This is a genomic window from Mycobacterium sp., assembly GCF_019243155.1.
In the GTDB taxonomy this organism is placed as follows: Bacteria; Actinomycetota; Actinomycetes; order Mycobacteriales; family Mycobacteriaceae; genus Mycobacterium.
This window is the reverse complement of the sequence record NZ_JAFAUS010000420.1, coordinates 1-16,801: the sequence shown is the minus strand read 5'-3', so window position 1 is coordinate 16,801 and position 16,801 is coordinate 1. Positions and strand designations below refer to the sequence as shown.

Annotated in this window: 17 protein-coding genes and 1 pseudogene; 5 read left to right on the top strand and 13 right to left on the bottom strand. The window is 68.1% G+C overall.

The annotated features are described in order from the left end of the window. Nucleotides 1–793: crotonase/enoyl-CoA hydratase family protein (locus tag JOZ00_RS21610; RefSeq protein WP_293347752.1), on the bottom strand; the 793-nt coding region annotated here is incomplete at its 3' end. Between the two features lie 207 nt (nucleotides 794–1,000). Between JOZ00_RS21610 and JOZ00_RS21605 the strand changes: the two genes are divergently transcribed. Continuing rightward, a complete protein-coding gene (locus tag JOZ00_RS21605; RefSeq protein ID WP_293347750.1) occupies nucleotides 1,001–1,132 on the top strand; it encodes a hypothetical protein in 132 nt (43 codons plus the stop codon). A gap of 86 nt (nucleotides 1,133–1,218) precedes the next feature. Continuing rightward, nucleotides 1,219–1,818, top strand: a complete 600-nt coding sequence (locus JOZ00_RS21600; RefSeq protein ID WP_293347761.1) for a TetR/AcrR family transcriptional regulator — start codon at nucleotides 1,219–1,221, stop codon at nucleotides 1,816–1,818. A gap of 3 nt (nucleotides 1,819–1,821) precedes the next feature. On the opposite strand, the gene JOZ00_RS21595 is transcribed toward JOZ00_RS21600, so the two are convergent. The 7 genes from JOZ00_RS21595 to JOZ00_RS21565 form a co-directional block, all read right to left on the bottom strand. After that, nucleotides 1,822–2,118, bottom strand: a complete 297-nt coding sequence (locus JOZ00_RS21595) for a hypothetical protein (protein ID WP_293347748.1) — start codon at nucleotides 2,116–2,118, stop codon at nucleotides 1,822–1,824. Beyond that, nucleotides 2,115–3,620 carry a fatty acid--CoA ligase family protein gene (locus JOZ00_RS21590; RefSeq protein ID WP_293347746.1) on the bottom strand — a complete coding sequence of 502 codons (1,506 nt, stop codon included), beginning with the start codon at nucleotides 3,618–3,620 and terminating at the stop codon, nucleotides 2,115–2,117. Before JOZ00_RS21590 ends, JOZ00_RS21595 begins: the two co-directional genes overlap by 4 nt. Before the next feature lie 156 nt (nucleotides 3,621–3,776). After that, nucleotides 3,777–4,577, bottom strand: coding sequence for a crotonase/enoyl-CoA hydratase family protein (locus JOZ00_RS21585; RefSeq protein ID WP_293347758.1), 801 nt, complete (start codon nucleotides 4,575–4,577; stop codon nucleotides 3,777–3,779). A gap of 110 nt (nucleotides 4,578–4,687) precedes the next feature. Further along, a complete protein-coding gene (locus JOZ00_RS21580; RefSeq protein ID WP_293347744.1) occupies nucleotides 4,688–6,097 on the bottom strand; it encodes a wax ester/triacylglycerol synthase family O-acyltransferase in 1,410 nt (469 codons plus the stop codon). Nucleotides 6,098–6,141: 44 nt separating this feature from the next. Next, nucleotides 6,142–7,344: an alpha/beta hydrolase gene (locus JOZ00_RS21575; protein ID WP_293347742.1), complete on the bottom strand. Its 1,203-nt coding sequence runs from the start codon at nucleotides 7,342–7,344 to the stop codon at nucleotides 6,142–6,144. A gap of 168 nt (nucleotides 7,345–7,512) precedes the next feature. After that, nucleotides 7,513–8,181 carry a class I SAM-dependent methyltransferase gene (locus tag JOZ00_RS21570; protein ID WP_293347740.1) on the bottom strand — a complete coding sequence of 223 codons (669 nt, stop codon included), beginning with the start codon at nucleotides 8,179–8,181 and terminating at the stop codon, nucleotides 7,513–7,515. A gap of 139 nt (nucleotides 8,182–8,320) precedes the next feature. Then, nucleotides 8,321–9,061, bottom strand: a complete 741-nt coding sequence (locus tag JOZ00_RS21565; RefSeq protein ID WP_293347755.1) for an alpha/beta hydrolase — start codon at nucleotides 9,059–9,061, stop codon at nucleotides 8,321–8,323. A 214-nt stretch (nucleotides 9,062–9,275) separates the two neighbouring features. Between JOZ00_RS21565 and JOZ00_RS21560 the strand changes: the two genes are divergently transcribed. Continuing rightward, nucleotides 9,276–10,175, top strand: coding sequence for an alpha/beta hydrolase (locus JOZ00_RS21560; protein ID WP_293347738.1), 900 nt, complete (start codon nucleotides 9,276–9,278; stop codon nucleotides 10,173–10,175). 7 nt (nucleotides 10,176–10,182) lie between these two features. On the opposite strand, the gene JOZ00_RS21555 is transcribed toward JOZ00_RS21560, so the two are convergent. The 3 genes from JOZ00_RS21555 to JOZ00_RS21545 are packed head-to-tail and all read right to left on the bottom strand — an operon-like array spanning nucleotide 10,183 to nucleotide 13,708. Then, nucleotides 10,183–11,487 carry an amidohydrolase family protein gene (locus tag JOZ00_RS21555; protein WP_293347735.1) on the bottom strand — a complete coding sequence of 435 codons (1,305 nt, stop codon included), beginning with the start codon at nucleotides 11,485–11,487 and terminating at the stop codon, nucleotides 10,183–10,185. Further along, on the bottom strand, nucleotides 11,481–12,677 hold the full coding sequence (locus tag JOZ00_RS21550; protein WP_293347732.1) for a CoA transferase: 1,197 nt from the start codon (nucleotides 12,675–12,677) through the stop codon (nucleotides 11,481–11,483). The genes JOZ00_RS21555 and JOZ00_RS21550 overlap by 7 nt, the downstream gene beginning before the upstream one ends. A gap of 11 nt (nucleotides 12,678–12,688) precedes the next feature. Next, nucleotides 12,689–13,708: a MaoC family dehydratase gene (locus JOZ00_RS21545; protein ID WP_293347729.1), complete on the bottom strand. Its 1,020-nt coding sequence runs from the start codon at nucleotides 13,706–13,708 to the stop codon at nucleotides 12,689–12,691. Nucleotides 13,709–13,819: 111 nt separating this feature from the next. Between JOZ00_RS21545 and JOZ00_RS21540 the strand changes: the two genes are divergently transcribed. Both JOZ00_RS21540 and JOZ00_RS21535 read left to right on the top strand, forming a co-directional pair. Next, complete coding sequence (locus tag JOZ00_RS21540) at nucleotides 13,820–14,965, top strand: acyl-CoA dehydrogenase family protein (RefSeq protein ID WP_293347726.1); 1,146 nt, start codon at nucleotides 13,820–13,822, stop codon at nucleotides 14,963–14,965. A gap of 87 nt (nucleotides 14,966–15,052) precedes the next feature. Then, nucleotides 15,053–15,478 carry a CD225/dispanin family protein gene (locus JOZ00_RS21535; protein ID WP_293347723.1) on the top strand — a complete coding sequence of 142 codons (426 nt, stop codon included), beginning with the start codon at nucleotides 15,053–15,055 and terminating at the stop codon, nucleotides 15,476–15,478. On the opposite strand, the gene JOZ00_RS21530 is transcribed toward JOZ00_RS21535, so the two are convergent. Together JOZ00_RS21530 and JOZ00_RS21525 are read right to left on the bottom strand one after the other, a co-directional pair. Then, on the bottom strand, nucleotides 15,463–16,419 hold the full coding sequence (locus JOZ00_RS21530) for an enoyl-CoA hydratase/isomerase family protein (protein ID WP_293347720.1): 957 nt from the start codon (nucleotides 16,417–16,419) through the stop codon (nucleotides 15,463–15,465). The two genes, JOZ00_RS21535 and JOZ00_RS21530, sit on opposite strands and share 16 nt — an antisense overlap. A 3-nt stretch (nucleotides 16,420–16,422) precedes the next feature. Continuing rightward, nucleotides 16,423–16,801, bottom strand: a pseudogene (locus JOZ00_RS21525) (acyl-CoA synthetase); the annotation flags it as partial.

The following is a 16,801-nucleotide window of genomic DNA, read 5'->3' as shown; positions in this document are numbered from 1 at the left end:
AGCGCCCCTTGAAGTGCGCCTGCCGGCGCTCAACGAACGACTGCACGCCCTCGGCGGCGTCCTCGCTGGCGAACAATTCGACCACGCCGGGGCGCAGTCGCTCGACGGCTGCGGCCTCGCCGGCCGTGCGGGCCAGGTGCGCCGAGGCGAGTGTGGCCCGCACACCCAGCGGCGCCGCGCGGTCGGCGATGGTGTGTGCGATCTCGCGGGCCTTGGCCAGGGCGGCCGACGCGTCGTCGGCCACCTCCTGGACCAGCCCGATGCGGTGCGCCTCGGCGGCGTCGAACTCGTCACCGGTGAGCAGCCAACGCATCGCGTTGCCCCAGCCGGCCTCGCGGGGCAGGCGGATCGTCGCGCCACCGAAGGGATAGATGCCGCGCTGCACCTCGAGCTGGGTGAACCGGGTACCGGCCGCGGCGATCCGAACGTCGGCGGCCAGCAGCAACTCGATGCCCAGCGTCATGCACCAGCCGTGCGCGGCCGCGACCAACGGCGTGGTCCACGCGCCCTCCAGCCGGAACGGGTCGCGCCCGTCTTCGGGGAACGGGCTCTGCCCGGCGGCGACGCCCGGACCCACATCGATGAGGTCGAGACCTCCGGTGAAGTGCTCGCCGTGCGCAAACAGCACACCGGCGCGTACGTCGTCGTCCGATTCCAGCACCGCATAAGCGTGGGAAAGATCGGCAAGCATCGCCCGGTTGAACGAGTTGCGTTTGTGAGGCCGGTTCAGCCCGATCAGCAGGACATGTCCGTCGCGCTCGAGGGACACGGTTTCGAGGTTCGGAAGCGCCATCGCCACAGTGAACCGCAGCGCCAGAAATTATGCAATAGAGCATAGAAACTCGATTGCTGCGTTCCGGGCGAGCGAGACCCTTGACAACGCCGGAACGTCATTCGTCGAGGTTTCGGATTTAGTTAGCGGATAAAATTTGCTTACTCGACCGATGTCTTATATGATTCTCAGCATAATCATGGGCCGCGCATAGGCCGGGAGAAAACAATGTGGATCATCGAAGTCAACGTCGCCGGCTATCAGTTCACCCGCGAGGTGCCCGACATCGGGCGGCGGACATTCCGCTTCAACCCTCGTAACCTGCACTGGCCGGTACTGCGGCATTCCCACGCTGCATGAGGCCAGCCACAGGAGGTACTGACGTGCCAACTGCCAAGCCCACTAACAACGCCGCCACCACGAAGCGCACAAATACGCGCAAGAAAATGCTGGTGAGCGCCGCCCAGGTGATGCGCGAGCGCGGAGCCGCCGGGGTGACCATCGACGCCGTCCTCGCCCGCAGCGGCGCGCCACGCGGCTCGGTCTACTACCACTTCCCCGAGGGCCGCAATCAAATCCTGACCGAGGCGCTGCGGTACTCCGGGGATTCCATCACCGCGATGATCGACGACGCCGCGGGCTGGGGCGCCAGGGCGCTGCTGCACGAATTCTTCGAGTTCTGGGAGCGCCTGCTGACCGAGGGCGACTTCACCGCCGGCTGTCCCGTCGTGGCCGCCGCGATCGGTTGCAACGCCGAAAATCTTGACCTCGCCTCCGAGGCCAGCGCCATCCTGGCCCGCTGGTGCACCGCCCTGACCCGGGCGTTTGTCAACGACGGATTCGACGAGGCCGAGTCCGCGTCGCTGGCGGTGACGTCGATCGCGACCCTAGAGGGCGCCGTCGTGCTGTCGCGCTCAACTCGCAGCGTCGACCCGCTGCGTCAGGTCGGCGAGCAGCTCGACTTCCTGATCAAGGCGAAGGAATTCGTCATTCGCAACGGGATTCCCGGCAAGCAGGACGTTGCTTCGGCGCCGGCGGCCCAATAACGACTAGTCGCTGGCGGGCAGCGGTTTGACCTCTTTGAGCGCGAGCGCGGTCGCACCGATGCTCAGGCTGCCGGCCCCCGGCTTGGTCACCAGCACCTCGGCGCCCGCTTCGTCGACGTAGCGCTTACCCATCACGGTGCCCTCGGAGAAGGCCGGATCCAGCTCGCCCGACCGGTCGGCGCCGATCGCCACCATCGGCACTCCACCACAGCGCAGGTCGTCGAGGCTGTCAGAACTCCTGACGACGATGACCTGGGTGTCACACACCTGGCTCGCGAGGCGGGTTCCGTTCTTGATCATGCGCGTAATCCTTCTAGCGTTTCGATGATTTCCCTCCGAAGCACCTTGCCCGTGGGTGTGGTTGGCAGCTCGTCGCGAAACACTACGCGGTCGGGGGTACGCGAACCGCGCAAACTCTTGCGGACGTGCTCCCGCAATTCCTCGGGGTCGGGTTCGGCGCCCGGCCTCGGCACCACCACGGCAACGATCGCCTGGCCCCACTGCTGGTCTTCGACGCCGACGACGGCGACGTCACGCACCTGCGGATGCTCGACCAGCACCTCCTCCAGCTCGGCGGGCGCGATGTTCTCGCCGCCGCGGATGATGGTGTCGTCGCTGCGCCCGCCGATGAACAGGTAGCCCTCTTCGTCCAGCATCGCGATGTCTTTGGTTGGGAACCAACCGTTTTCGTCGAGCACCGAGCCGACTCCGGTGTAGCGGCCGGAGACTTGCTCGCCGCGGACGAAGAGTTCGCCGGTCTGACCCGGCGGCAGCACCTTGCCCTCGTCGTCGCGAATCTCGAGTTCGATGCCGGGCACCGGGCGCCCGACCGACCCCAACCGCTTCAGGACGGCCGAGTCCGACGCCCCTTGCGCCGCACGGTGGTCGTCGGGGGTCAGAACCGCGATCGTCGAGCTCGTCTCGGTCAGCCCGTAGGCGTTGACGAAGCCCACCCCGGGCAGCAGTTCCAGTGCCCGGCGGACCAGCGGCAGGCCGACCTTCGAGCCGCCGTAGGCCAGGTTGCGCAGCGACGGGAGCTCGTGTCCGTCGGCTTCCAGCGCGGTGACGATGCGGTCCAGCATCGTGGGCACCACCGTCGCCGTGGTGACCTGCTCGGCGTTGACCAGCCGAACCCATTCCGCGGCATCGAAGTTGGGCAGGTAGACCATCTTGCGGCCGGCGTACAGATTCGACAGCGCCGCGCTCACCCCGGCGATGTGGTACGGCGGCACGCAGATCAGCGCGGCGTCGTCGGGCTGCGCGGAGTCGAACTCGACCGAGCCGGTGATGTAGCTCGTGAGGTTGTTGTGCGAGAGTTCGACGGCCTTCGGCTGCGACGTCGTGCCCGAGGTGAACAGCACGATCGCGACCGATTCCGGGTCGGCGAACTCCGTCGCAGGCTCGGCGGTGCGGGCCGCCGCCAGGAACTCGTCGGATCCCAGCACCCGCTTCGACGACTCGCCGACGGCGTCCCGGTACCGGCTGTCGACGATCACCAGGGGCTCGGGCAGCCGCTCGATCAGCGCCTGGATGCCGTCGGCGGACAGCCGGTAGTTGATCGGGGTGAACGGCAGCGCGGCGCGGGCCGAGGCGAAGATCAGCACCGGCAACAGCGCGCCGCCGGTGCCGACATAGACCACGTGCTGCGCGCCCGACTCCGCGATCAAACCAGCGCCGCCGTCGGCGAGATCACTGAGCTCCTGCGTAGTCAGCCGCATGGAGCCCGATGGCCCGTCAGAAACGACGGCCGTGCGATCGGGGTTGCCCGACACGGCCATCTCCAGCAGCAACGAAATACTCACGCTTGAACTTTCTCCGGAATCAACACGTTACAAACCTGGGCAAAAGTGTCATGCTCGACTGTAGTTTAGATCACGCGGGCATGGCACCGCCGCCGACCACCGACGCCGCGGCCCGCGCAGTCCTCGACAGTGAGAGCGGTTTGAGCTTCTAGCCTTCTAGGTGCCCGTCCACTTGGGCGGGCGCTTCTCCGCGAATGCGATCGCGCCCTCCTTGGCGTCGTTGGAGGAGAACACCGGCATCAGCAGCTTGTTCTGCTCGGCGAACATGATGTCGGGACTCCAGCCGCGTGACTCGACGATGATCTTCTTGGTGGCGGCCACCGCGAGCGGCCCGTTCGCGGCGATCCGTTCGGCCAGCGCGATCGCCTCGTCCAGGGCGGCGCCGGGTTCGGCCAGCACGTTCACCATCCCCAGCGCATGGGCGCGCTCGGCGCTCAAGTTCTCACCGGTCAGCGCCAACTCCATGGCGATGGCCGACGGGATGCGCTGCGGCAGCCGTAGCAGTCCGCCGCCGCCGGCGACCAGGCCGCGCTTGACCTCGGGGATGCCGAAGGCCGAGTCCTTGGACGCCACGATCAGGTCGGTCGCCAGCGCCAGCTCGGTGCCGCCGGCCAGCGCGTAGCCCTCGACCGCCGCGATCAGCGGCTTTTCCGGCGGACGCTCGGTGAAGCCCATGCCGCGGCCCTCGACGATCGGAAGCTCGCCGCGCGCGAATGCCTTGAGGTCCATGCCCGCGCAGAAGGATCCGCCGGCGCCGGTCAGGATTCCCACCGAGAGGCCGGGGTCCCCGTCGAGGCGGTCGACGGCCTCGGCCAGGCCCCTCGCCACCGCGGAGTTCACCGCGTTCTTGGCCTTCGGCCGGTTAATCGTGATGATCAGGATCCGATCCCGCTGCTCGACCAGAACTTCGGGCTCGTTGGCCTCTTCGCTCACGGTGCTCCCTTTTCGTTCTTTCAGACGTACTGGTGGCTGCTACGGGACGATGGTAGCCGCCGGCGGAAATGGCATTGACGTCCCGGCGAGACTGCGCTTACCGCCGAGTGTGGTGGCTTGTTGAGCCGGGCCGGTCAGGCCGGCGCCATCGCGGCTTCGATGACCGTGAGTTTGTCGGAAAGACCTGCGGCCCTGCGTATTTCGATAAAGTCGGCGATCATCGCGTCGGTCACTTCATGCGGGTCCTTCAGCGTGGCCCCATCGGAGAGCACCGAGATGTTGAGCTGGTCGACGTAACTCCACACGGTGATGTTGAGGCCACTGCCGGCCGTCAACGGACCCACCGAATAAATCTCGGTGACGAGCGCGCCGCCCACCCGTCCGTGTTGGCGCGGACCGGGAACGTTCGAGATGTTGAGGTTGAGAATCTTGTTGTGCCCGTCGCGGCCGGACGCCCACCGGAAGAAGGCCTGCGTGGGCCGGGGCGGCATGTAAGCGGCCCACCGGCTGACCAGCTCCGGGCCCATCAGCTGGTTGCTTTCCTTGGCGGCGACGGCATTCTCGTGGCAGACATGCACCCGCTCGCGCGGGTCGTCGAGGTCGATGGGCAGCCCGATCAGGACGCCGGTGAAGTAGTTGCCGGAGATCCGCTCCGGTGAGAAGTCGAAACTCATCGGCACTGACGCCAGCAGCGGGTCGGCCTTGCCGTCGTAGCGGAGCGACAACTTTCGCAGCGCCCCAGTCGACATGGCGAGCACCATGTCGTTGATGGTCGCCCCTAGCCGCTTGCCGGTCTCCTTGACGTCGGCGAGCGCCAGGGTCGCGGTGGCGAACCTGCGCTCCGCGGTGATCTTGTGGTTCATGAAGGACGGCGGTGGCTCGAAGGGCCGGGTGAGTTCCGGTGACAACTTCCGGGCGCTGCGTCGCACGCGCCCCAGACCCTGCGCGGTGTAGCGGACCGTGTGCGGTAGCCGACCCACGTGGCGCAGGTGATCGGCGAATGCCGACGCCATCAACTGGCGTGTGGTCGGAGGCGGATCGCACATGTAGGGCCGGCTCTCGGGACCGGGCTGCAGGTCCATGCCGCGGGCCATCAAGTTCGCCGAGGCGACGCCGTCGGCGAGAGCGTGGTGGATCTTGGCCACCACCGCAATCCTGTTGTTGGCCAAGCCTTCTACGAAATACATTTCCCACAGCGGATGGCTGCGGTCCAGCGGCGTGCTGGCGATCTGGCCTATGGCCTCGTCCAATTCGCGACGGCCGCCAGGGGGGCGGAGGCGCCAGGGCCGGATGTGGTACTCGAGGTCGAGATCGCAGTTCTCCCGCCACATCGGATGGTGAAGGCCGTACGGAACCTCGACAAGCTGGTAGCAGAACGGATCCAGCTTGTGCAGCCGGCCGCCGATGACTTCGCGAAACGCCTCGATGCCGAAGTCAAACCGCGAGGCGTCGAGTTCGATCACGGCGGCTTTGATCGTGTGCATGTGCACGTTCGGGGCTTCGCTGTACAGGAGTACCGCGTCCCAGCCGCTCAGCCTTTTCACCGCTGCCCCTTGCCCATAGAGGGACCATACTCAGCGGCGCAGGCTCAGATAACCTCTTTGGCCCCGATCCGTTTGGTTCGGTAGACCTGGTTCAGGAAAAGCGACGTGGCGTGCGCCGCGGCGCCGGCCCGTTCGCCGTCGATGAGGTCGTAGCCGTGGCCCGCCCCGGGAAATTCCAGGTAGCCCACCATCGAATGCGAGACCGACCGCAGGCGGTCGACGAAGCTGCGCGCCTGCTCGACGGGGATGACGTTGTCCTTGCTGCCGTGAATGACCAAAAACGGCGGGGCATTACGGTGCACGCGCGCGATCGGCGAGGCATCGCGAAACACCTCGGGGCGGCGGGCGATCGACTTCCTGACCACCACCCGTTCGAGGAATTCGACGAACCGGGCCCGCTCCGGAGTCGAGCGGTCCTCCCAGTCGTAACGGCCGTAGATCCCGACCACCGCGTCCACCGAGGTGTCGGCCCCTTCCGGGAGCTTGGACTCGTACGCCGAGTCGTCGGGCGTCAACCCGGCCAGCGCCGACAGGTGCCCACCGGCCGAACATCCAGCTACCGCAACGAAATTGCGGTCACCGCCGAACTTGTCGACGTTGGCGCGCGCCCACGCGATCGCCGTCTTGACGTCGATGATGTGGCGCGGCCAGCGGTGGTGCGGCGAGACGCGGTAGTCGATCGCCAAACAAACCCAGCCCTGCTCGGCAAGCCGCGACATGAGCGCGGAGCCCTGTCCCATGGCCTTTCCGTGCACCCAGGCCCCGCCCGGCACGAAGATCAGCACCGGCGCCGGTTGCGCGGGAAGGTCTTTGCGGCGCCAGACATCGAGCACCTGCATGGGGTGGTCCCCGTAGTGAACCGCGCGGCGGTAGAGGTAACGGCGCTGACGCATCGCGTCCCAGATCGGTGGGGTCCGCTCGGCCACCGGCCAGTCCAGCTCCAGGTCGGCGGCCGACACGATGCCCCGCAGGGCCGCAACGGACACGTCGTGGGTGCTTTCGCGGTCGCGACGCCGGATCTCAGCGATGTCCGGTGTCCGCCGGTCCTTGTTCATCGCGGAAATGAAATCGGGTGCGACCCGGAAACCCCACGCGCCCATCGCGGTGAGGCCGCCCAGCGGCTCGAGATGTTTTCCGACGACGGGAAGAGAGGCTCCCGCGACGCTCAAAGCCAGCGCATAGTCGGTGGGACGGGCCCGCAGCAACCATTTCGCGCACGAACTCATAGTCGGCCTCCTTGCCGTCATGTTAGGGCACTGTACCCCCGGGCTGTCACCCCAAACTGACGTTTGTGTAGAAGTTACTTTTGTCGTCCAAAAGTCATCTGACAAATGATTGCTGAAAGGCGGTATTGCCTTGCCGGATCCCGCTGATGCGATTTGCTGCACTGATGCGATCCGACGCGCGTGACACGCTCACCGACAGGCCAGACTGGCGATTACCCGCCCGCCGATCAGGCTCACGCTCGTCAGCGTCAGTCCGACCTGCGCGGCCAGCGACGCGGCGCTGTCCACCCCCACCGATGCCCACCGAAACCAGGGTCCGACCTCGCATACGGACTCCAATCGCACCCAACGCGAACAGATGCCTATCGTTTCGGCGTCGAACTCGGCCACACAGCTCCCGCCGCGCGCCAGCAGTTCGGCGGCACGGCCCAGGATTCGCAGCGGATCTCCGCCGAGTCCGACGTTGCCGTCGACCAGCAGCACGGTCTGCCACTCACCCATGGCGGGCAGCGGCTCGAACACGTCGCCCAGCAGGGCCAGCGCGCCGCCCCGGCACGCCAGCCGGATCGCCGCGGCCGAACGGTCGATGCCCAACGCGGGGATTCCCCGCGCAATCAGCCGCGCGACCAATCGCCCTGGCCCGCAGCCCAATTCGATTGTCGGCCCGGTGCACATCTGCGTGACGGCTTCGTCGAAGACTTCGTCGAAGGCGTCACCAGATCCGACACCGGGACGTCCGTCATCGGGACATCGCACCCCTAACCAGCGGTGGACCGGCAGCGGCCGCAGCTCGCCGTCCTCGTCACGAATCCAACATCGCTCGCCGTCGAGCGCCTGGTCGTAGAGAAAACCCAGCATCCACGTTCCTCGCGTCCTGCCCTAACGGGTGGCCCGCTGACGTCTGCCGAGCTCGCCAGCATTGCACCGATACCCCGATATGCGCTCGGCTAATCCAGGGTGGCAAGCAGTTTCGGCCCGTTGCGCCAGTCGCGCTGGTCTAGGGCTTTCCGACGTCGAACAGGAACGCTTCCAGCAAGCTGTTGACCCGGTCGGGGTCCTCCAGCGCCGCCAGGTGGGCGATCCTGTCGAGGACGGTGAACGTCGAGCCGGGAATCGAGTCCGCCATAGCCCGGGTCTCGGGCACTGGAAAGGTGGCGTCCTCGGCGCCGGCGACCACCAGCACCGGGGCTGTGATGCGTCTCAGCAGCGCGTGCTGGTCCGGCCGGCCGGGGACCACGCTGCGAACGGCCCAGCTGGCCGAGTCGATGTCGACGGCCCGCAGGCTCGCGCGGACCGCCTCGACCACGTCGGGGCGGGTGCGCAGCGTCGTCGGGCCGAGGAAGGCGCGCAGCGCTGAGCGCGTCAGCGGGGGCCGCATGCCACCGAGGACCGCCGCCATCCGCAGCATCGCCGCGTATTTCATCTTCTGCGCCAAACCGGCTTTCGACGCCGTGCAATTCATCAGGACGGCCTTTTCGACGCGATCGGGGTAGTCGGCCGCGAACGTCGCGCCGATCATTCCGCCCCACGAGTTGCCGACAAAGTGGGCTTTGGCAATGCCCAGCCCGTCCAACAGGTCCACGACGCAGCGTGCGCAGTCGGTGAAACTGAACGGCGCGCGCAGCGGCTCACTGCCACCATGGCCGGGTGGATCGATGAGCACCACGCGGTTGCTTTCGCCGAACCGTGCGGCCTGGCCCCTCCACAGGTCGCCGGTCATCAGCAGGCTGGGCCACATCAGGATGGCGGGCCCGGTCCCATTACTGACCTGGACGCGGATCGCGCCGAGGACCGTGCCGACGGATTGTGAAACAAACTGCGGGGTCGGAGAAAACTTGGTCACTTCGCCTCCTGACGGCCCCCAACCTCGGTGTGCAACGCTACTCCCTTGCCGCAGAGTGAGATTGCGACTAACCACCCTCGAGCCATTTCGGATCCGCAATACTTGGCCGGTGCCGAACAACGACGTTCACCCCGATCTGCAGCGAATCGCCCGCTTCGCCCCGCGGCGAATGGTGGGTCCGTTGACTCTGCCGATCCTGCGGACCCTGATGCCGCTGCGGGACCGCCGCGGAAAGTCCGAGGCCGACGTCGAAGTGATCACCGTCAGTCCGGGGGCGAGCGTCCGGCTGTTCCGGCCCGCTGGGGCACCCGAACCGATGCCCGCGCTGCTGTGGATCCATGGCGGCGGATACGTGATCGGCACCGCCGCGCAGGACGATTGGATCTGCGCCGGGTTCGTCAAACGGTTGGGCATCACCGTCGCCTCGGTGGAATACCGTCTGGCTCCGGAACATCCGTACCCCGCCGCGGTCGAAGACTGCCATGCGGCGCTGACCTGGCTGGCCGGCCTGCCCGCGGTGGACGCTGCCCGGGTGGCCATCGGGGGCGCCAGCGCCGGCGGCGGCCTGGCCGCGGCCCTGGCCCTGTACGCGCGGGACCGTGGCGGGATCGCGCCCATGTTCCAGCTGTTGACGTACCCGATGCTGGACGATCGCAGCTCGGCGACCGCCGAGAACCCCAACTACCGGCTGTGGAACACGCGCAGCAATCGGTTCGGGTGGACGGCCTATCTCAACGGCGCTGATCCGCAGGTCGCGGTCCCGGCGCGCCGCGACGACCTCAGCGGTTTGCCGCCGGCGTGGATCGGCGTCGGCAGCAACGACCTGTTTCACGACGAAGACCTGGCCTACGCCGAACGCCTCACGGCCGCCGGAGTCCCGTGCGACGTCGAAGTCATCCCAGGCGCCTTCCACGGCTTCGACCAGGTCGCGCCCAAAGCGCAAGTGTCGCGGCGGTTTTTCGACAGCCAATGCGACAGCCTGCGCGCGGGTCTCGCCCTGGCCGGCTGAGCGCGAGTCACATCGCGAAGTAGACGAGCTCGCCGCCGATGATCGTGGCCGCCACCATCCCGGCGTCGAGCGCGTCCAGCACCGTGGCCGGCGGTTCGCTCAGCACACAGAGGTCCCCCGGTTGTCCGGGCTCGACGGTCCGAGGCACGCTCGGCTGATCGGGCCGGCCCAAAAACATCGTCAAAGCCGTTAGGGCCGAGACACATTCATTTGCGTTGAGGACCACTCCGCTGGGCGTGGTGCGGAACACGGCGGCCCGCATCGCCGTCCACGGGTCGCCGTGGCCGAAGGGCATGTCGGTGGACAACGCCACGCGCACACCGGCGTTCAGCAGGGAGGCGACGCGCCACAGCTGCGCGTGCTCATCGGCGGGGACGTCGGAGAGGTAGTGATCGCCGCGCTCGGCGACGAAGTTGGGCTGCGTGACGACCGTGACCCCGAGCTGGGCGAGGTCGGCCAGATTGTCGTCGGGCACCACGGCGGCGTGCTCGATACGATCCCGCGGATGACTCCCGGCCGCACGCAGGGCTGCGATTGTCACTACCAGCTGGGCTGCGGTCACGCAGTGCACCGCGACCGGTCGGCCTTGGCCATGTTGCTCGGCGATCCAGTGGCTCAGCTGATCCAGGTCGAGACGGTCATCGTGCAGGATGACCTTGCCCGGCGCCAAAAAGCCTGGCCTCGGCCGGAATTCGCCGCGCCGGTGCGCCACCAGCAGCGAGACCATGTCGTCGGCGTCGAGGTCGGGTGTGGCGTCGGTGACGCCGGTGACCCCGGTCGCGGTGATCCGGCGGCCGAGTTCGGCCAGATCGGACTCGCGCTGCTGCAACGCCTCCGACCAGCCGTGGTCGGCACTGCGCAGCCGCCCGTCGGCATGCTCGGCGAGGCCCACCCGGCCCAGGGCCTCGGAGTTCAGCATCCACAGCGCGCCGCTGCGGTGTTGGATGCGTACCGGAATCCTTGGCACCAGGGCATCCAAGGCGGCCCGGTCCAACTCCCCGGCGACCGATTCGTGATAGCCGACGGCGCGGATCCACCCGTCGGGCCCGGGCGTGGCGTTCGACAACAGTTGCGCCAGTTCGTCTTTGCTGCTGACCCCGGGCGGCCCCACGAGGAACGAATCCTGCGCCGATGCCGCCGAGCGAAGGTGCATGTGGTGGTCGTGCAATCCCGGCAGCACGGCTCCGCCGCCGGCGTAGAGCACGCCTTCGCCGGGCCGGGCCACCAGGCCGTCGGCAACCTCCTCGATCTGCTCGCCGACCCGGATATCGGTGACAGTGCCGTCCAGCAACGTTGCCCGCTGAATCAGCATGAAAGACAGAGCCTTTCGGCCACCAATCGCCGCACGTCGCCGTTGTCCGCGCCCAGCGCCGGCGCCGGACGAGACGCCGGCGGAGCCGTCGGTGGCGGCGCCGCCACGTCCTGGGCCGACGGCTCCGTCGCCAACGCCGCATAGGTCGCGGCGACGGCGGCCATCGAGACACCGATCACCTCTCCCCCACCCCGGCCCAGGGATTCGGCCACCGCCGCGGCCGCCGCCAGCCCGGTCAGCGGATCGGCGATGGCGTCCCCGCAGAACACCGGCCCGCCGGTGGCGGTGCCGACCAGGCCACCGGCCACCGCCGCGTCATCGCCGAACGCGGGCCGGCCGCGGTGGTCGTCATACCCGTTGATCCGCAACCAGATTCGGCCCGCCCGGGGCCGGACGTCGTCCGGTCCGAGTCTGCGCCGTTCCAGCGCCGCGGAGCGCGAACCCTCGATCACGATGTCGGCGGCCGCGAGCAGCGCTTGCAGTTCGTCCGCCTGGCGGTCGAAATCGATTTCGTAGGACAGCTTTTCGGCGTTCATCCAGTCGAAGAACCGCGGGTCGCCACCGCGGGTGCCGTCCGGGCGGCGTGGGCTTTCGACCTTGACGACCCTCGCCCCGGCCCGGGCCAGCAACTGGCCGCACAGCGGACCCGCCCACATCGACGACAGATCGGCGACCAGCAGACCCGTCAACGCGCGCGGCGGGGTCCGGGAGCCCAGTTCGCGGACCCGCGGTGACGTGTCCGTTGCCTCCCCCAACGCCGCGACCGGGATGTCGAGCAGCGCCGCCCGCTCGACGACGGCGGTTGCCGGGCGCGCAGCGGCCCAGCGCCGCAACGCGGGCCATGGGTCGGCGGGCACGTCATCGACTTGCAGCAGGGCGGGGACGGCGCCGACGTCGTCGGCTCGGGACAGCGTCAGCGCGCACCAGCCGTCACGCGTGGCGAGCAATTGGGTGGCACCGCCGGCCGACGTCCGCCCGCCGCGGGTCAAGCCGAGCAGTGCGGCACGTCCGGCCAGCAGGAGCGCCGCGTCGACGGCGATGCCCATCCGATCACCCGCGTCGGCCGCCACCTGCCGGGCGCGGGCCAGCACGTTGGCGCGGGAGAAGTCGGGGGGACCATCGGGCAGACCGGTCAGGTAGGCCAGCCCGCTGCCGGCCCAGTCCGACGCGGCGTCGCTCACCTGGGCCATTGTCCTCCGGCTCAGAACTGGAACGCGCTGAACCGCCAATCCAGCACCGGACGATCGGGGTCACCAGGAGCATCGCTGACGGCGAAGACCAGCGACCGCAATCCCAGCACACCCCCGTGCTCGGCCCGTTCGGCGGATTCGATGTGCAGCTCGCTGTACAAGGTGTCGGCCTCGTGGACGGGGCCGGTGTGGTCGCAGGACTCCCAGCCCAGGACCGTCACCAGATTCGGCAGCAGCCTGCTGACCTGAGCGAGCGCCAGTCCGATGGTATGTCCGCCGTAGACCAGACGGCGCCCGCCGACCCGCGAATCATGGTGCGGGGCAGCGATGTTGAGGGTGAGCCGAGCCAGTTCTGGTGCGTTGCTGACAACGTCCGCGGTGCTGTGCAGCACCGCGCCGGCGAGACCCGGGTCGAAATGCGGACCGGGCACCTTGGTACGGAATACCTCGCCATTCCACAGCGAGGTCGGATCGAAGGCAGGCGGTGCCGCGTCGGCGCCGATCGTGGACAAATCGTCGCCCGAGGCGGCGGCCTCAGGATTCCAGTCCGGGCTGGCCGGCAGCATGGCACAGCGGTAGAAGTCGAGGACCAACTGGTCGGCCTGGTCGATCGTGATCATGCGCAGCGCGGCCAGCCCCGTCGGCGCCCGACCCGGCTTGGGTGAATTGGGCCGCAGCCCAACCACTTCGGTGCGGGTATACAGCGAGTCACCGATGACCGGAAAGCGGTGAAAGGTCAGCCCGCGGTAAAAGAGGTTGGCCTTCACCCGCTGAGTCACCAGCGTGCTCTGCCCGATCGCGACATCGCAGACCAACGCCGGGTGCGCCAGCGGACCCGGCAGGCCGGTCACCGCGGCACATAGACCGCTGTCGAGCGACAGTCGCATCCGATCGCCCACGATCGCCTGGTGGGCGGCAGCCAGGCCCGCCGAGAGTGTCATCGTGGGCGCCCAGTCGAAAACCTGACCTCTCGACAGATCGTCGAAGTAGGCGCCGCCCTCGCGGATCGCGGCGTACCCGTTATTCGTCACAACGCCTCATGCTGGCAGGCTGTCGAATCGGGGGTCAACTCGTGGCGATCGCAAGCGCGGCGAAGCCGGGCGAAGCGGGTCGCCACCATCAGGACAGGAGGGTAGTAACGCGTGAACGACGAGGAAGAGATGCTGGTCGCCACGGTGCGGGCGTTCATCGATCGCGACGTGAAGCCGACGGTCCGCGAGGTCGAGCACGCCAACACCTACCCCGAGTCGTGGATCGACCAGATGAAGCAGATCGGCATCTACGGCCTGGCCGTTCCCGAGGAGTACGGCGGATCGCCGGTGTCCATGCCGTGCTACGTGCGCGTCACCGAGGAACTCGCGCGCGGCTGGATGAGCCTGGCCGGTGCCATGGGTGGCCACACCGTGGTCGCCAAGCTGCTGACGCTGTTCGGCACCGAGGAGCAGAAGCGGACGTATCTGCCGCCGATGGCCACCGGCGAGGTACGGGCCACGATGGCGCTGACCGAGCCCGGCGGCGGCTCGGACCTGCAGAACATGTCGACGACCGCTGTGCCCGATGAGTCGGGCGGCTTGTTGATCAACGGTGCCAAGACCTGGATCAGCAACGCGCGACGTTCGGGGTTGATCGCGCTGTTGTGCAAGACCGATCCGAGTGCCCGGCCGCGTCACACGGGAATCTCGATCGTGCTGGTCGAGCACGGGCCCGGTTTGACGGTCTCCCGGGATCTGCCGAAGTTGGGCTACAAAGGCATCGAGACCTGCGAGCTGTCGTTCGACGACTTCGCCGTGCCGGCGTCGGCGGTGCTGGGCGGCGTTATGGGCGAAGGCTTTTCGCAGATGATGAAGGGACTCGAGACGGGCCGCATCCAGGTGGCCGCGCGCGCCCTGGGGGTGGCCACGGCCGCGCTCGAAGATGCGCTCGCGTACGCCCAGCAGCGGGAGAGCTTCGGCCAACCGATCTGGCAGCACCAGTCGGTCGGCAACTACCTGGCCGACATGGCGACCAAACTCACCGCGGCCCGTCAGCTCACCCGCTACGCCGCCGAGCGGTACGACGGCGGTGAGCGGTGCGACATGGAAGCCGGGATGGCCAAACTGTTCGCCTCCGAGGTCGCGATGGAGATCGCCCTGAACGCCGTACGGATTCACGGCGGCTACGGCTACTCCACCGAGTACGACGTCGAGCGCTACTTCCGCGACGCGCCCCTGATGATCGTCGGCGAGGGCACCAATGAGATCCAGCGCAATGTCATCGCGCGCCAGCTGGTGAGCCGCGGCGGGATCTGACCACGCGCACCGGAATTTCCCGGCCGTGCCCGAATGCGTGCTATATAGTTGCCTGACTTCGGCCAGCAAACCGCGAAAGGCATTGCCGTGAGCTATCCCCCAGGGCCGTACCCCCCGGAATGGCAAGGCCCGCAGCAGCCGGGCTGGCAGGGCGAGCCGGCGGGTTGGCAAGCGCCGCAGCCCGGGGGTTGGCAAGCTCCGCAGCCGGGATGGCCGGGACCGCGCGAACCCGACAACTACCTCGTCTGGGCGATCCTGTGCACCGTGATGTGCTGTCTGCCATTCGGAATCGTGTCGATCGTGTACTCCACCAAGGTCTCCGGGCTGTGGGCCCAGGGCCGGTACGCGGAGGCTCAAGTCGCGGCCAACAACGCCAAGAAGTGGGCCATCATCGGAGCCATCGTCGGCGCCGTCGGTGTGGTCATCGGCGTGGTCCTGTACTTCAGCCTCATCATGTTCGCGGTGTCGCACGTGCCGTCGAACGTCACCACCACGACCTATCCGGGCTTCTGAGCCACCGCGTCCACCAGTCCCCAGGCCATCGCGGTGCCGGCGTCGATCGTGCGGCCGGATAACACGAGATACGCTGTGCGCCAACGCCCTATCCGGCGCGTGACGCTGACGGTGCCGCCGGCGCCGGGAACTAGCCCCAGACTCAGTTCGGGCAGCCCGAACAACGAGTCATCGCGGGCGGCGATCCATCCGCAGAACGCCGCCATCTCCAGCCCGCTGCCCAGCACGCGGCCGTGAACGTCGGCCCGGCAGGACCGGCCAAGCCTGCCGGTGAGCGCATCGAGCGCGAGGGCGGGGCTGTGCCGGGTGCGCGCCAGGTGCGCGCTCGCGGGGTCGGCAAAGGTGCCGAACTCCGCGAGGTCGCCGCCACTGCAGAACGACGGTCCGTTGCCGCTCAACACGATTCCGGTCACCGACGGGTCCAGCTGTGCGACCGCCAGCGCTTCCAGCAGCGCGGCCCGCGCGTCGGTGGAAAACGCGTTGTGCCGCTGCGGCCGGTTGAACGCGATGTGCACCGTGTCGCCGTCGCGCTCGGCCCGCACCGGGTCGGGGATGTCGGGCATGCGCGCCGGGCCGCGTTCTTTTAGCCAGCGCGCGAACTCCGGACCGGCCTGCAAGGTCGAGTAGGCCAGCGACTCGGTCATCACCCCGGACACCGTCGGCGCCACCGGGTCCATCGCGCGCAACACGTCGTCGCAGACGGCACTGGCGTGCGGCCAACGTTGACAGCGCGCGGTCAGCTCGGCCAGTGTCTCGGGCACCGAAGCCACGGTGACGACGCGACGGTCGGCGCAGGAATCCTCGGTAAGGGTGAAAGTCGCGGTGTCGAGCCAGGATTCGGATCGGGCTAGCTCGGCGGCACCGCCGTGCGCCACGATCACTCCCGGCGGCGACGCGGGTCCGGCATCCGGCGCGCTGGACAGATCGACGACCCGGATCATGGGTCACACCGAGTATTTCTCGATCAGCCCGTTCTTGTAGAGCTTGCCGGTGTCGGTGCGTGGCAGCTGGGCTTCGAACGCGATGGATCGCGGACACTTGTAGTGCGCCAGGCGTTCCCGCAGCCAGCCCGTCAGCTCTTCGGCGAATTCTTCGGTGGCCTCGGCCGGATCGACGGTCTGCACGGCCGCCACGACGCGCTGGCCCATCTCGTCGTCGGGGACTCCGAACACCGCTGCGTCCAACACCTTTGGATGGGTGACGAGAAGGTTCTCGGTCTCCTGCGGGTAGATGTTCACCCCGCCCGAGATGATCATGTGGTGGCGCCGGTCGGTCAGATAGAGGTAGCCCTCGTCGTCGAGGTAGCCGACGTCGCCGACCGTC